Annotated in this window: 23 protein-coding genes; 19 read left to right on the top strand and 4 right to left on the bottom strand. The window is 25.9% G+C overall.

Annotation, left to right across the window (positions count from 1 at the left end):
• The first annotated feature begins 15 nt into the window (after positions 1–15).
• The 10 genes from AAHM98_RS04435 to AAHM98_RS04390 all read left to right on the top strand — a co-directional run bounded on the left by AAHM98_RS04435 (position 16) and on the right by AAHM98_RS04390 (position 6,106).
• Positions 16–297 carry a hypothetical protein gene (locus AAHM98_RS04435; RefSeq protein ID WP_342275690.1) on the top strand — a complete coding sequence of 94 codons (282 nt, stop codon included), beginning with the start codon at positions 16–18 and terminating at the stop codon, positions 295–297.
• 24 nt (positions 298–321) lie between these two features.
• The gene (gene radC, locus AAHM98_RS04430; protein WP_342277252.1) at positions 322–942 is read left to right on the top strand and encodes a RadC family protein; all 621 of its coding nucleotides are present in this window, start codon (positions 322–324) and stop codon (positions 940–942) included.
• Between the two features lie 167 nt (positions 943–1,109).
• The gene (locus AAHM98_RS04425) at positions 1,110–1,712 is read left to right on the top strand and encodes a LemA family protein (RefSeq protein WP_342275689.1); all 603 of its coding nucleotides are present in this window, start codon (positions 1,110–1,112) and stop codon (positions 1,710–1,712) included.
• A gap of 174 nt (positions 1,713–1,886) precedes the next feature.
• On the top strand, positions 1,887–2,036 hold the full coding sequence (gene rpmG, locus AAHM98_RS04420; protein WP_342275688.1) for a 50S ribosomal protein L33: 150 nt from the start codon (positions 1,887–1,889) through the stop codon (positions 2,034–2,036).
• An 86-nt stretch (positions 2,037–2,122) separates the two neighbouring features.
• Positions 2,123–3,199, top strand: coding sequence for an aminopeptidase P family protein (locus AAHM98_RS04415; protein WP_342275687.1), 1,077 nt, complete (start codon positions 2,123–2,125; stop codon positions 3,197–3,199).
• A gap of 2 nt (positions 3,200–3,201) precedes the next feature.
• Entirely contained in the window at positions 3,202–3,768 is a 567-nt protein-coding gene (gene efp / locus AAHM98_RS04410; RefSeq protein WP_342275686.1) for an elongation factor P, read from the top strand.
• Positions 3,769–3,787: 19 nt separating this feature from the next.
• Complete coding sequence (locus tag AAHM98_RS04405; RefSeq protein WP_342275685.1) at positions 3,788–4,102, top strand: hypothetical protein; 315 nt, start codon at positions 3,788–3,790, stop codon at positions 4,100–4,102.
• A complete protein-coding gene (locus AAHM98_RS04400; protein WP_342275684.1) occupies positions 4,102–4,509 on the top strand; it encodes a transcription antitermination factor NusB in 408 nt (135 codons plus the stop codon). The genes AAHM98_RS04405 and AAHM98_RS04400 overlap by 1 nt, the downstream gene beginning before the upstream one ends.
• A 78-nt stretch (positions 4,510–4,587) precedes the next feature.
• Positions 4,588–5,340 (top strand): hypothetical protein, encoded by a 753-nt coding sequence (locus AAHM98_RS04395; RefSeq protein WP_342275683.1) that lies wholly within the window; start codon positions 4,588–4,590, stop codon positions 5,338–5,340.
• Positions 5,333–6,106 carry an alpha/beta hydrolase-fold protein gene (locus AAHM98_RS04390; RefSeq protein WP_342275682.1) on the top strand — a complete coding sequence of 258 codons (774 nt, stop codon included), beginning with the start codon at positions 5,333–5,335 and terminating at the stop codon, positions 6,104–6,106. The genes AAHM98_RS04395 and AAHM98_RS04390 overlap by 8 nt, the downstream gene beginning before the upstream one ends.
• Positions 6,107–6,111: 5 nt before the next feature.
• On the opposite strand, the gene AAHM98_RS04385 is transcribed toward AAHM98_RS04390, so the two are convergent.
• A complete protein-coding gene (locus tag AAHM98_RS04385; RefSeq protein WP_342275681.1) occupies positions 6,112–6,390 on the bottom strand; it encodes a SemiSWEET family sugar transporter in 279 nt (92 codons plus the stop codon).
• Between the two features lie 176 nt (positions 6,391–6,566).
• On the opposite strand from AAHM98_RS04385, the gene AAHM98_RS04380 reads away from it, so the two are divergent.
• Both AAHM98_RS04380 and AAHM98_RS04375 read left to right on the top strand, forming a co-directional pair.
• Complete coding sequence (locus AAHM98_RS04380; RefSeq protein ID WP_342275680.1) at positions 6,567–6,791, top strand: hypothetical protein; 225 nt, start codon at positions 6,567–6,569, stop codon at positions 6,789–6,791.
• Positions 6,792–7,006: 215 nt separating this feature from the next.
• Complete coding sequence (locus tag AAHM98_RS04375; protein WP_342275679.1) at positions 7,007–7,615, top strand: DUF3137 domain-containing protein; 609 nt, start codon at positions 7,007–7,009, stop codon at positions 7,613–7,615.
• A gap of 402 nt (positions 7,616–8,017) precedes the next feature.
• On the opposite strand, the gene AAHM98_RS04370 is transcribed toward AAHM98_RS04375, so the two are convergent.
• The 3 genes from AAHM98_RS04370 to AAHM98_RS04360 all read right to left on the bottom strand — a co-directional run bounded on the left by AAHM98_RS04370 (position 8,018) and on the right by AAHM98_RS04360 (position 9,269).
• On the bottom strand, positions 8,018–8,482 hold the full coding sequence (locus tag AAHM98_RS04370; protein ID WP_342275678.1) for a hypothetical protein: 465 nt from the start codon (positions 8,480–8,482) through the stop codon (positions 8,018–8,020).
• A 14-nt stretch (positions 8,483–8,496) separates the two neighbouring features.
• On the bottom strand, positions 8,497–8,871 hold the full coding sequence (locus AAHM98_RS04365) for a hypothetical protein (RefSeq protein WP_342277237.1): 375 nt from the start codon (positions 8,869–8,871) through the stop codon (positions 8,497–8,499).
• A gap of 125 nt (positions 8,872–8,996) precedes the next feature.
• Positions 8,997–9,269: an ATP-binding cassette domain-containing protein gene (locus AAHM98_RS04360; RefSeq protein ID WP_342277236.1), complete on the bottom strand. Its 273-nt coding sequence runs from the start codon at positions 9,267–9,269 to the stop codon at positions 8,997–8,999.
• Between the two features lie 455 nt (positions 9,270–9,724).
• On the opposite strand from AAHM98_RS04360, the gene AAHM98_RS04355 reads away from it, so the two are divergent.
• From AAHM98_RS04355 to AAHM98_RS04325, 7 genes are all read left to right on the top strand, one after another.
• The gene (locus AAHM98_RS04355) at positions 9,725–9,904 is read left to right on the top strand and encodes a hypothetical protein (protein WP_342277235.1); all 180 of its coding nucleotides are present in this window, start codon (positions 9,725–9,727) and stop codon (positions 9,902–9,904) included.
• A 41-nt stretch (positions 9,905–9,945) separates the two neighbouring features.
• Entirely contained in the window at positions 9,946–10,383 is a 438-nt protein-coding gene (locus tag AAHM98_RS04350; RefSeq protein WP_342277234.1) for a hypothetical protein, read from the top strand.
• A gap of 158 nt (positions 10,384–10,541) precedes the next feature.
• Positions 10,542–11,798 (top strand): hypothetical protein, encoded by a 1,257-nt coding sequence (locus AAHM98_RS04345; protein WP_342277233.1) that lies wholly within the window; start codon positions 10,542–10,544, stop codon positions 11,796–11,798.
• A 21-nt stretch (positions 11,799–11,819) separates the two neighbouring features.
• Positions 11,820–12,014, top strand: coding sequence for a hypothetical protein (locus AAHM98_RS04340; RefSeq protein ID WP_342277232.1), 195 nt, complete (start codon positions 11,820–11,822; stop codon positions 12,012–12,014).
• A gap of 991 nt (positions 12,015–13,005) precedes the next feature.
• Positions 13,006–13,128 carry a hypothetical protein gene (locus AAHM98_RS04335; protein WP_342277231.1) on the top strand — a complete coding sequence of 41 codons (123 nt, stop codon included), beginning with the start codon at positions 13,006–13,008 and terminating at the stop codon, positions 13,126–13,128.
• Positions 13,129–13,205: 77 nt separating this feature from the next.
• Positions 13,206–13,472, top strand: coding sequence for a hypothetical protein (locus AAHM98_RS04330; protein WP_342277230.1), 267 nt, complete (start codon positions 13,206–13,208; stop codon positions 13,470–13,472).
• Between the two features lie 19 nt (positions 13,473–13,491).
• On the top strand, positions 13,492–13,719 hold the full coding sequence (locus AAHM98_RS04325) for a hypothetical protein (protein WP_342277229.1): 228 nt from the start codon (positions 13,492–13,494) through the stop codon (positions 13,717–13,719).
• Positions 13,720–13,890 lie beyond the last annotated feature (171 nt).

Genomic DNA, 13,890 nt, shown 5'->3' with positions numbered 1-13,890 from the left:
AGGAGGTTGATAAAAATGGAATTAACAAATTTAATACCAATGACAGATGAAGAATGTCAAAATGAAAATGGTGGGTTCTTACAATTACTTTTTGGAGGATTACTAGCAATGTTTGCTGTTCCTGTCGTTAAAAGTTTATGAAATAGTGTTAGTGGTAGTATTAAATTACCAGGTGGCATTGAAAGTAAATGAGATAATACTAAAGATGATAGTAAAGAAATGAAAGCATTTAAGGATGATTTTGATAAATTTACTAAGCAATTTGGTCATTTAATCCCACCATTTTATGAGTTTTAGAACAATTGATAAAAATAAAAAGCCATTAAATATGGCTTTGAATCTTTGACAGATAATGAATTATTAGCTATTATTTTACGAACAGGAACCAGAGAAAAAAATGTTTTATTATTAGCGCAAGAAATTATTAATAATTTTGGTGGCATTGAAAATTTAAGTAAAGTGACATTTAAATCATTATTAACAATTAAGGGTATTGGCACTAGTAAATTGTTAGAAATTTTAAGTTGTTTGGAACTTGCCAAGCGTATCAAAATCATTCAAAATCAGAAAAAGTATAGTAAAATTATTTGGCCAGAAGATGTTTTTAATCTAGTGCATGCTTATTTTCAAAATTTAACACAAGAGCATTTTTATTTATTATTGTTAAATAATCAAAATAAATTAATTCATCAAAATCTTTTATATAAAGGCACTAATGACACACTAAAAATTGACGTTAAAGATATGCTTCATTTGGCACTTGTTCATAAATCTAACAAAGTAATTTGTATTCATAACCATCCAAGTGGAGACAGTGAACCTTCTCTTTCAGATTTACATATTACCGAAGAAATAAAAAGTAATTTTAAAATGTTAAATATTACTTTATTAGATCATATTATTATTGGACGCGAAAACTATTATAGTATCATATCAACTTAAATAAAAAGTATTATAAAATTAAATAAAAAGGATATTTAATAACTTAGTACTAAAAATATAGTAAAATGATTGTGGTTTAATGTGTAAAGGAAATATTTAAATTAGAATTCGGACTAAATATTAATATTTAGTTTATTAATTTATATATTCAAGAAGGGAGAAACATTATGACAACAATCAAACCTAGTAATGAATCATTTAAAGCACAACCATCACTTTTGGGAAAAATTATGGTATATTTATCTTTTATTTTAATTATCCCTATTATTATGTTCATCGTTTCTCGTAATAACTTTTTACGACTACAACAATCAATTGAAGAAACAGCTTCTGATATTGATGTTCAACTAAAGCGTCGTTTTGATTTATTAACAAAATTATTGGATGCTACTAAAGGGTACATGAAATTTGAAAAAGAAACATTATCACAAATTATTGCTTTAAGAAATGGAAAAATGGAAACAATGCAAGATTTTTCTAAAGCTGACAGTGGGCTTAATTCTGCCTTTGGTAAGTTTAATGCACTATTAGAAAACTATCCTGATTTAAAAGCTAATACAACTGTTTTACAATTACAGTCAGGAGCAAAAGATTGTGAAGACAATATTGCTGCTGCAAGAAGATTTTACAATGCTAATATTAAAGTATTTAATAGTAAAATTAAAACATTTCCTAGTAATGTTGTAGCTGAATCATTACATTTAATTTCAAAAGACTATTTTGCTGCTTCTGAGAATGATCGTCAAGATGTTAAAATTGATCTGTCATAAAACTAATAATTAAAACAAATTTTAGTCTTTCTACTAAAATTTGTTTTTACTAGTTTATTCAAAGGAAAAATATTGGAAACAATCATTGATTTAATTGCACTTATTACTTAATTATGTAATAATAGTATATTGTGTATAACTTAAATTAATAATAATTATTCCAGGAGGTGCCTAATGCGTGATGGCCTAACTTTAAGATGTGATGTATGTAAAGAAGAAAACTACATTGCAGATCGTAATAAAAAAACTCAAACTGAAAAATTAGAAACTAAAAAATATTGCTCAAGTTGTAATCAACATACATTACATAAAGAAAAGAAATAAGTAAAACCTTATTTCTTTTCTTTAATTTAGAGTACAATATATGTATAACAAATAAAATTAAAATTATAAAAAGGAATGAATTAAAGATGAATAGTTCTAGTAAACATGAAACCATAAAAAATATTTTAAGTGAGCAAAAAATTGATGCTATGCTATTCTATGCTCCAGAAAATCGATTTTGATATAGTGACTTTTTTTCTAATCTGGGTTACTTATTAATTAACAAAACAAACGCTACGTTACTACTTGATGGTCGTTATATTACTGAAGGTAAACTAAAAGCTAAAAATGTTAATTGTCAAAATTTCACTAACCCTTTTGCTAGTTTAACTACCATTTCTAGTGAACAAAAAGTTAAAACAATTGGTTTTGAAGCTGAGTACATTACGTATGCTCAATTAGAATCATGAAAAAAAGTTATGTCTAATATTACTTTTAAACCTGTATATGTACATGATTTACGTGCTAGTAAAGATGAATCAGAAGTTAAAAGAATTGCTAAGGCATGTGCTATTGGCGATTTAGCTTTTAATGAAGTTTTAAACTTTATTAAACCTGGTGTTAGTGAGAAAGACGTTGAAGATGTTATTTTACGAGCCTTCACTAAATATGGTGCAACTAAAGCATCATTTGATACTATTGTTGCTTCAGGTGTTCGTGGATCAATGCCCCATGGTAAAGCAAGTGATAAACTTATTGCTAATAACGAATTAGTTACTTGTGATTTTGGTTGTGTTTATGAAGGGTTTTGTTCAGATATGACTAGAACCTTCGCTATTGGAAACGTAGATTCTAAATTAAATGAAATTCATGGAATTGTAAAAGCTGCGCAAATGGCAGGTATTAAAGCTATTAAGCCAGGCATTGCTATTTGTGAAATTGATAAAATTTGTCGTGACTATATTAATGAAAAAGGTTACGGTCAATACTTTACCCATGGAACAGGTCATGGATTAGGAATTGAAATTCATGAAGCACCATGAGTAATTAAAAATGAACCTACTATCTTAGTTCCAGGTATGGTTATTACTGTCGAACCTGGTATTTATATCCCTGATCTTGGTGGTGTAAGAATCGAAGATGATATTCTTGTTACTAACGATGGATATGAAATTCTAACTAAATCACTACGAGAAGTAAATGTTTGAAAGGAAAATAAATAATCATGATTAACGTTAATGACTTTCGTCCTGGTACAACATTTCTGCATAATAATAAAAATGAAATTCTAACAGTTATTGAATCAGCACATTCAAAAAGTGGTCGTGGTCAAGCACATGTCAAAGTAAAAGCTAAAAATTTGAGAACAGGTGCTATTACTAGTATTACTTTTACCGGTGGTGATACTGTTTATCCTGCTGTTATTGATAAGCGCCCAGCTATTTATAGTTATGACGATGGTGACCATTCAATTTTTATGGATAATTCTGATTATAATGAAATCAGAATTAATAAATCAAGGTTACAATGAGAAAAAAACTTTTTAATACCGGGCAATGAAATAAAATTACGAGTTTATCAACAAACAGAAATTCTTGGTGTTGATTTACCAGCATCTATTGAAGTAGAAGTTACTGATGCCCCTCCAGGTGTCAAAGGTAATAGTGCAACTAATACTACGAAAACGATTACCATTGAAACGGGTTGACAATTACAAGCGCCCATGTTTATTAATAATGGTGATAAAATTATAATAGGTACTGATGACGGTAAATACAAATCTCGTGCTTAATTAAAGATTGGAGAAGAATATGAATATTATTATTGAAGAAAACAAACGTGGAACTTTAAAATTAACTTCATTAGTTGTTAGAAAGCTAATTTATATATTATTAACTAGTGATAACTACCAAGTTGAATTTGCTGCTATTAATGCTTCAATTTTAGAAAATAATTCAATTATTGCTGAAATCAAATTAGCGGTTGATTGTGATACTGATTTATTAAGTTTAAAAAGTAAACTTAATAAAATGATTTTAGAACGTGTTAATTCAGTATTAAACTCAGTATTGTTAAATACTCATTTAATATTTATCACCAATTGCAAGGAAGAAGTAAAAAAATAATGCCAGAATATAAAAACCTAACCCAGCATGAAAAACGGATTGGTCTTATGGAAGCACTTTATCTATATTTTCTTGATGGTCAATCACAAAAAGAATTTGAACAATATATTTTTGAAGAAGAAGGTATTAGTTTAATTACCGAACAATGTAATATCTTAAAAGAGATTATTAAAAATGAATATGATTTAATTGATATTATAAATTTACAATTAAAAACTAATTGACACTTTGAAAGTTTAAAGGCAATTGAAAAAGCAATTTTAATTTTAGCTTCTTACGAAATTATCCATACTAATATTGATAAAAAAATTATTATTAATGAGGCAATTATTATTACTAAAACCTACTGTCCTAATGATGCTTACAAGTACATTAATGGTGTTTTAGATAAAATTAATAAGCAGTAACTGTAATTCATACATCCTATCAATGATATAATGTTAGTATAGTAATTTTAATAGTAAATTTTGGATTGGAAAAACAATATGGTTCCTGAGTATCGATTAATTAATCATTTGTTACTTTTAAAAAGTAACTATTTCTTTAAACGTGAAATTAAAAAAATCTTAGCAACTTTGCCGAGCAATGACTTTCGAACAGCTTATCATTTGGTTTTTAATAGTAACAAAAATTTAATGTTTATGAAAATTATTAGCGTTTACTTAGAATTAAATAAAATTAATTACAAAGAAAATATACAACTTGTTGCTAATTTTATTTTAACTATTACAGCTTTAAGTCCTGTTTTCTTACGTCAAACAAAATATTTAGGGAACTATGAACATGTAAAAACTGCCTTGTTACATATAGGTTCACAAGATATTTTTAACCAGTGATATAATGAAACCATAAAAAGTGATTTATTACCTGACTTTTTAAACAATAAACCACTACCTACTGACAAAGCTGATCATTTGCTAGCAATTAAAAAACTAATGCATATTAGTGGTCAAATATTTGTTCGTCTTAATAACAAGCCAACAAATATTTCTTATAATTATGATTTTGGTAAATTTTTAATGTTATTTTATCTGTTAGATTTAGAAACTAGAAAAACTTTAGTAAACCGTGATATTACTAGTTTCAATCTAAAAAGTGTTATTCCATATCAACAATTATTTACGAATAAATTATTAATTTTAGACAGTTTAATTAATAGCGCTATGTTTTTAGAACCAACGAATTTTAATTTATATATTAGAATTATGAATTATACTTTATTAGGAAACTATGAATAATTATCAAGTACAAGTTATTAGTTATGCTAGTAAGATGCTAAGTGTGAATAAAGATATTATTATTGCCTTACCACCTAATTTTGAAGAAACTAAAAGTTATGTTACTTACTTAGTATTTGATGGTAAAGATTTGTTATTAAATGACCATAATATCCTAACCAATAATAATAGTAATTGTGTGTATATTGGTATTAGTAGCACTAATAATATGACAAGATTTAATGATTTAACAACATATACTAATAGTGAAGTAAAAACATTAATGACAAAATATTTTCCGATCCTTGCTACTAGTGATATTAATAGTTTAGGTGGCAATGGCAAAAACTATTTAGCATTTATTGAAAATGAAGTCTTAACTTTTATTACTAATAAATTTAAACTAAAAATTACTTCATTAAATGCCCTTGGTTGCTCATTAGGAGCCTACTTTTGCTTACAAATGTTATATTGTTCAGCATTAACTTTTAAAACTATGATTTTACTATCACCTGCAATTTGATTTAATGAACAAATTATTAATGATTTGTTCATTAAAACTCTAAATAAAAATCAACCCCTAACCATTAAGTTATGAGTTGGTAAAAAAGAGCCCAAGTTTTTTGAAGGTAAAATCAATGCTAATTATGAAAGTAATAGTATACGATTAGAACAACTACTAATATCGCGTAAAATTACTACTACTATAATGATTGATAAAAATGGTAGTCATGGCTTTAAATGATGAATTAACTACCTAAATGATAATCCCTTAATTTTTGTTTAAAAAGATTAAGGTTTTTCATGTTTTTTAATAATATTAATAATTTTTAAAATTAAAATCATGCTTGCAAAAACTGCTACAATACTATTCGTAACAATAATAGCTGGTTGATTTGAAAGTGCGGCAAATGTAATTCATACTACCGCTGATAATTCAAAAATAATATACATATATAACGACAATGATTGCGTGTCACACGTTCTAATAATTTTAAAACTTTGTGGTATTAAAACAATACTAGTTAATACTGCACCTATCCACGATAAGATGGTAATGGTTGTCTCCATTTGTTATCTCCTATTTCTATGTTGGTATAATTAATTATCTCTCATTTTTCCAATTTTTCATACAATAAACTGCTTAATTAAAGAATTAACCAGTGATATTTAATAAAAAATCATTAATTTTAGTTATAATTACTTTATATTATAACAATTATACTTTATTTTTATTAGGAGGAATTATGTCAGAAGTTAAAAAGATTGTTAATTTTAATGACGAAGAAATTAAAATAATTAAAGATGATGTGAATAGTATTTATCAAAAAGTTTTAAATACTTCATTTAAACGTTTCTTTATTAGTAATAAATATAAATGATTGTCATATATAATTTTGATTGTCGGAGCCATACTATTTATTGCTGGTATTATTTATATAATGTTGCTTGAAGAAAAACTTTCAAAATAACATTTCTTCTTCTTCTTCTTCTTATTTCTGGTCTTGTTAGCATTATTTTTGCTGCTATATTTTTAACAATTGGACAATTTTTTAATAAAAAAATAAAAATGCTTTTCGTCAACATAATGCTAAATACATTAAGATGGCAGCTCATAATGCCTTTGAACAATTAGAAATTAAAGATAATTTTACGATTATACCAAAAAAATTTTTAGTATTTGGTAGTGGCATGAATCATCATGTGTGAACCGAAAAAAGTCTTAGTTGGCAATATTAATAAACAAGATTTTAATTGTGGAACAATGATTGAAAAAATTGTTCGTGTTCAAAGAACAGGAAAAACAACAACCACCCGCACTATATATAATCGTTATTTATATTTTACTTGTAATATTAATGCTCAAGATGTTGTAACTACAATTCAACCAGAAACTTTAGGTTCAAGAATTCTGGGTTCTAACCGTGGTGATCAATTAGAATCACCAGAGTTTGAAAAATTATTTGCACTTGATTATAGTGACCCAATAAAACTAAGAAAATTATTAACACCAAAAGTTATGAGCAATATGATTGATTTAGCTGCTACGCAAAAACCATTACCAAATATTTTTGTTAATGAAACACAAGTAACACTAATGTATTCATATATGAATATTAGTTCACCTAATAGTAGTAGTGCTAATCTACTTAACTTAATTATTAAAAACAGTAGTGAAGAAGACCTATTAAATGATGTTTTTGCCATGCTTGATTTTACATTAAACATTTTTATCAGTTCTTATGCATGAATCAGTAGTTTAGATTTAAATTCCGCGTTAGTTAATAAAAACTAATTAAGGATATAATAACAAACATTCCTGAGCAAAAAATGAGAAGAAAAAATACAATTGATAAAAAAATTTCTGGCTTATTAAAACCTACTGAGATATCTAAATATGAAATTGATAAAAACTCAAGAGAGATGGTTATAATGGTACCTAGAGTAAACAAAAAGATAAGTCGGTAGTTTAATCTTTAAAACGAATATAAGTATTAAAAATTGACTGGTATATATACCAGTCAATTACAATTTATATTAATTTTGTCATTTTAATTTTTTAGCAGTAATTCCAATAAAACCAGCAAGTATTACTAAACTAACTCCCCCATAAATATACATTTCCCATGTCATTTTAAATGTTCCTGATCAACAATTAAAATATGGTAAGGTTGAATATTTAGATGGTGAGCAATAACTAATAACATTTAAGGCAGGAGTTCCAATAATTAAATCAATTGGTAAGATAGAACCAACCACTCAAATAAGCAATCGGTAAATATAATACATTAGCTACAGCAAAAAATGAAGTCATTGTTTTAAATAACGATGCTAACATTAATCCCATGCTAATGGTGCTAACAAAGATAATTAAAATTCACGGAATAGAAATGGCAATTTGTTTAGGCAAAGCAATATTTCCTCAACCATAAGTTCCACCAAAATAAACTCCACCTCATAGTAATGTTCATAAGAATGAAATAATTGACATAACTAATCCCATGACTATAACAGCACTAACAAAAAACAAGGGATGAATATTAGTTGCTCCAATTCTTTTTAATAAAACAGATGTTTTAAATTCAATAATTGTTTGAGGAATAACAAAGATACCAACAGAAATAATATTAACAATGGCGATTCCAGCAATCATTTGCCGCACTAATGCTAATCTTGCTATAAAACAGACCCAGCATTTTGAATAGAGAAACCTTGAATTCCCAAAATTAAGATGGGATAAATAATTAAGAAAAACGGAACAAAGAAACCTTTCAAGTAATATTTAAACATTAATTTTAACAGCGATCGCTGTTTTTTAGGATTAGTACTTAAGGCATTAACTATTTTATTAGGGTCAGTTTGACCTTTTTTATTACGTAATAATTCTTTTCCAACAGCAACACTTGGTTTTTTATATTTTTTAAATTGTTGGAATGTATAGTCATGAACTGAACCATATTTTTTAACTACATCCTTAACTGTATGTTCTTCAATGATATCACCATTGTGCATATAGATAATACGTGTACAGAAACGTTCAATATCGCTCATGTTATGAGAAACTAGAATCATGGCTACATTTTCTTAACAATATTTTCTTCTAAGAATTCAAAGATTTCTTCACGTACTTCAATATCTAACCCCGTAGATACTTCGTCTAAAACACTAAGTCAGGTTTATGAATAACGCTTAACAAGATGTTTAAACGTTGCTGTTAACAACACCTTCTTTTTTTCAATTGTTCCTGAAGTTGGTTTTCGAATTGATGCTAAAATTTCAGTAATAGTTGATTTACCACTACCATTAGCACCAATAATACCAATTCTTTCACCAGGTTTAATTTCAATATTAAAACCTTTTAGTACAGTTTTTTCACTTTGTTGCTGAGTTTCATTCATAAATTTTTCTGAATTATCTGAGTGCGCTTGAAATTTTTTTAATTTTGCCACATTTAAACTTCCTTTCTTTTAAATAACTATTTACACTATAAGTTTATCATGAACATTAAAATAACCTTAAAAATTTAATGATAGTAAACTATTACATTAAAATAGGATTTGCTAGCACAACATAATATTATTTTTATTATTGTATCTAGAGCTTTAACTAATAAAAAATTATCAAAGAATGAAGAAAAATTATTTTGGTTTTCCTTAAATAAAATTGGACAAATGAAATAGATTGAACTGTATCAAATGAATTTAAAAAAATTGTTAATTATTTTTGTAAAGAGCAAGATTTTAATTTTGTAGTTACACTAATTATTAAAAATATAAGAGAAAATTTTGTTCTTAAAAAACGAATTGAAAAACTAGAAAATTTGGTTTTAAAAGAGGAGAATAATGATGATGAAATTAGGAAAAGGATTTTATAAAACTATAAAATCACAAGAAGATATAGACCAATGATGAAATTCAAAAATTTAGCAGCTAAATTACCTAAAACAACAATTGATAAAAAATCATATATGACTATATATTTAAAAAAATCAGTTCAAGTTAAAATTGATGAAATGGCTAAAAAATTGGGTGTTTCTAACGGATCAGTAATAGAACTTATAATTAATGAATTTGAACAAAAATAAATTATACAATACACAATATATTTTATAATGAGGTCTTAAATATGCGATTAATTTTAAAATTTTTAGGAATTATAGGTTTAACATCATTAACAACTATGACAATAATTGATTGTACAGCAAATGTTCCTACACCACCTAAGCCAACAACACCAACTTATAACGTTTCTATTGAAAAAATAACAAAAATTTCATTTTGACCTGTTATAGGTCATGAAAATGATAAAGCAATGAGATTTGAACAATATGATGCTGTAAATGTAAATGGTGTCACAGACTCTACATTTTGAAACACTAGTTTTGGTAGTTTCTTTTATGGCGTGATTAGTGATAATCCAACTTTAGTTTCACAAATAGAAAAGAAATTAAACATAAAAATAAATAATATGATTATTGACTTGTCAGTTAACATTAGTAATATTTCATTAACTTATTATAATGAAATATATACTCATGAGATTAAAGATTTTTTAATGAATTAAATGTCCAATTTTTTATTTGCGAACTTTTTTTGTATAATTTATTATTAAATAATGAAATAAATGATATTAATATTGTAAAAGTTAAACAATGTGATAATATTTGGTTATAAACATATAAGTTTTTAAACCCATTACTTTATTTAAAGGAGGTAAGAAAAATGATTTCAACCAAAACTATAATTGAAGAAGAAATTCAAAGTGATACAAAAGAAGTTTCATTTAAATTCATAAAACATGATGAAAATTGACATAATGGTAAAACATACAAATTTGATAATAAATCTGATGAAAGATATTCTCAATTTAAAACCGTTATAAATGAAGAAAATCAAGATTATTTTATTTATGATGAAATAATAAGAAGAAAAGAAAAACCAGTTTTGTTTTTACGTTTATTTGATATCAAAAGTGATGAATATTTAGAACTAATAACTTATCTTGAAAAAAACAAAGTAGTGCAACAAATTAGACATTTAAGTTATGAACAATTTTTCAATGAAATTGAAAATGATGAAGATCCAATTAAATCAGATGAAAGTAAAAATACAACCATTATTAAAACATCATTTTTAGATTTTATAGAAAATGTTAATCAAGAAAAAAATGATTGTTTTATAAAACAAGTAACAAAACCTTTTTGAAAACGTGTTCCATGAAAAATAGTCGGTTTAGCAGTATTTTTGGGTGCTTGATGTGCTATTCCAGTAATTGGTAATTTGGTTATAGCTCCTTTACTTGTTGGTGTGGTATCAGCTTCCATTTTGACTTGATTACCCTTTGTTACAGCAGGTTTAATAACAGGTTGTGTAGTTTCTGGTTACAATAAATACAAGTCAAGATTTAAAAAATGACTTTTTCCTAATTGAAAATCTAAAAATGAGATAAATTTAGAAAATAAATTGCAAGAACAAAAATTAATATTAGAAAAGGAACACCAAAAAGAACTATTTTTAAGTCTCACTCAAGAAGGAAAACAAGAAAGAATTTTGAATAGTTTTCATCAACTTTGAGAAAGAAATAAAAATAAAACTTTTGTCTCTTTGCAAAGTGAATTAAACGAAAAATTTTCTAAAAATAAAAAAGAATTAAACCAACAGAATTTAGAAAATTTTTGTAAAAGAAAAAATGAATTACAAGCAAAAGCAGAAGTTGAAAGAGCAAATTTAAGCACAAAACAAAATGTAATAATAAAAGATAGTTTAGGAATGATTGATTTTGTAGTTAGTAAAATTAATAAAGAAAATCAAAAACCTCAACCTGATGAACATGGTTTAAGAATTTATGAAAAAGAAGTTACTAATTTTTCCGAAAAAATAGAAGAAATTTTAAATAAAAATAAAAAAAGTGATAATATTGAGGAAGAAGATGTTAAAGAAAAATCACCAATTAGAAAGATGAGACAAATATCTTTATAATTTAAGAAGGAGGACAAAATTATGGATGAAGAAAATCAAGATTTAGCAAAAATACTTCGTAAACAAGCAGCTGAAGAAATGAAAAGAGAAAGAGATAGACAAAGACGTGAAGTTATAGAAAAAGCTGAGCGTGAAGAACGAGAAAAAAGAGAGAAAGTAGAAAAAGAAGCTCGTGAAAAACAAAACAAAGCTTCTTCAAGTCGCAGTTGATTTTAAGCAATCAAATTTGCTCATAGACAAATGATTTAATTTAATTCACAAATACATATGTTAAGCAATTCATTGATTTCTTTATTTTAACCCTTTGTTGCAATACGACCCGTTTGATAAAAATACTGACATAATCGTTGTATATGGTATATAATATATACATCATAATAGTGATGTGTCTAATTCTGTAAAGAGTTAGAAGTCTGATTTCACCCGAAAGGGTATGCCTTACGAAAGTAAGGAGTTTAAAAAGGTCTTTAAAGACCTTTTTATTTTTTATTTATTAATAATTTAATTAATTCTTTTTCAATTAAATTAATTAGGTAATAATTATTTTTTTTAATTCGTGATGAATTAATGCTACTACTTTACTAGCTGCTCTAATATTTTGAAATTCTTTATTATTAATCATGATTCAAAAATTACTTTAATAATTTTCTTGTTAGTTGACTAAAACTTAAGTCATTCTCTTTACAATATTGTTGTATTTTATCTTTTAATTCCTTTTCCGTTCAAACTTGAACTCTTACATCTTTCATGATTATCATTCATTGATAGCTAATTTGATGCACAATAACAAAGCTGATGTTCAGTTTGTATATAGACTTGCAGCAATCGCTTGACTCATTCCCGTTAGAGATTATCAGTACAAGCGATTAAGATATCTTTTAGACCCCTATTTTTCATTTCTGTTAGGTTTGCTAGTCAAAACTTGGCACAGTTTATTATTACAATTTAACTTTTGAAAAATTCAAATAAAAAAGACCGCAAGGTCTATGAACTTGTTTATTAATCTTTATTTAACTGTTTTTATTTGGTTTAGACCCACAAGGTAACCTTTCTAAGACCTTTAAACTGTCTAAAAAAGAGGCAAATTCAAAAAAACTTTTTACGCAAAATATCGATATCATTAATGAAAATATAATTGAAGAATGAAAGCATGGACAGTTAAGCGTTGATGTAATACCAACCAACATAGCAATGACAACCCTAGAAGATGAATTGCATACTAGAAACAGCACGTGAAGCTATTTTAAAACGTATGTTTGTTAAAAACTTTGAATTATTAAACAATATGACTATATTATTTTTGACACTAACCCAAGTATTAATATTGTAAATAAAAATGCTTTAGTAATTGCTGATGAAATCATTATTATAAGTGATAATTCAATCTATAGTCTTGAAGCTGTTAATATGCTCTCAAATAACTGAGAAATTATTTGTAAAGATTTAGGAATTAAAAATAATATTAATACTATTGTTTTAAATAATTTTGATCACTATCGAATTTCAAAAGACTTTGCAGAATATATTACTAATAGTAAATTTAAAAGTAAAATTCTTAAAACTCAAATTAAACGAAAGCAAAAATTTAAGAAAGCCGAAATAATGAGCATACCTTCCATTCTACTGGAGAAAGTAGAAAATCATACCTATTATATCACATCTACCAAGAACTAATTGAAAGAGGGATATTATAATGCCAAATAAAGCAACATCTAACTTATTCTCAAATTTTGATGATGTAGGTACTGAAGCTAATGCTGAAATTATTAAAAATAGTATAAACAGTTCTAAAAATACAATAGACAACGACCAATTTACTAAAGAAATAACTGAATCAAAAAAACTAATTAATGAGATTTCTAGTGGGTCTAAATTGACAAATATTAAATTAGCAAATTTAGTTCTAATCTATCTAAGGTAACAATTGATAAAAAATCATATATGACTATATATTTAAAAAAATCAGTTCAAGTTAAAATTGATGAAATGGCTAAAAAATTGGGTGTTTCTAACGGATCAGTAATAGAACTTATAATTAATGAATTTGAACAAAAATAAATTATACAGTACACAATATATTTTGTAATGAGGT

This window comes from Spiroplasma endosymbiont of Nebria brevicollis (assembly GCF_964030895.1).
GTDB lineage: Bacteria > Bacillota_I > Bacilli_A > Mycoplasmatales > VBWQ01 > Spiroplasma_E.
Note: the sequence above shows the minus strand (reverse complement) of the source record. Positions and strands in the feature narration are given on the sequence as shown.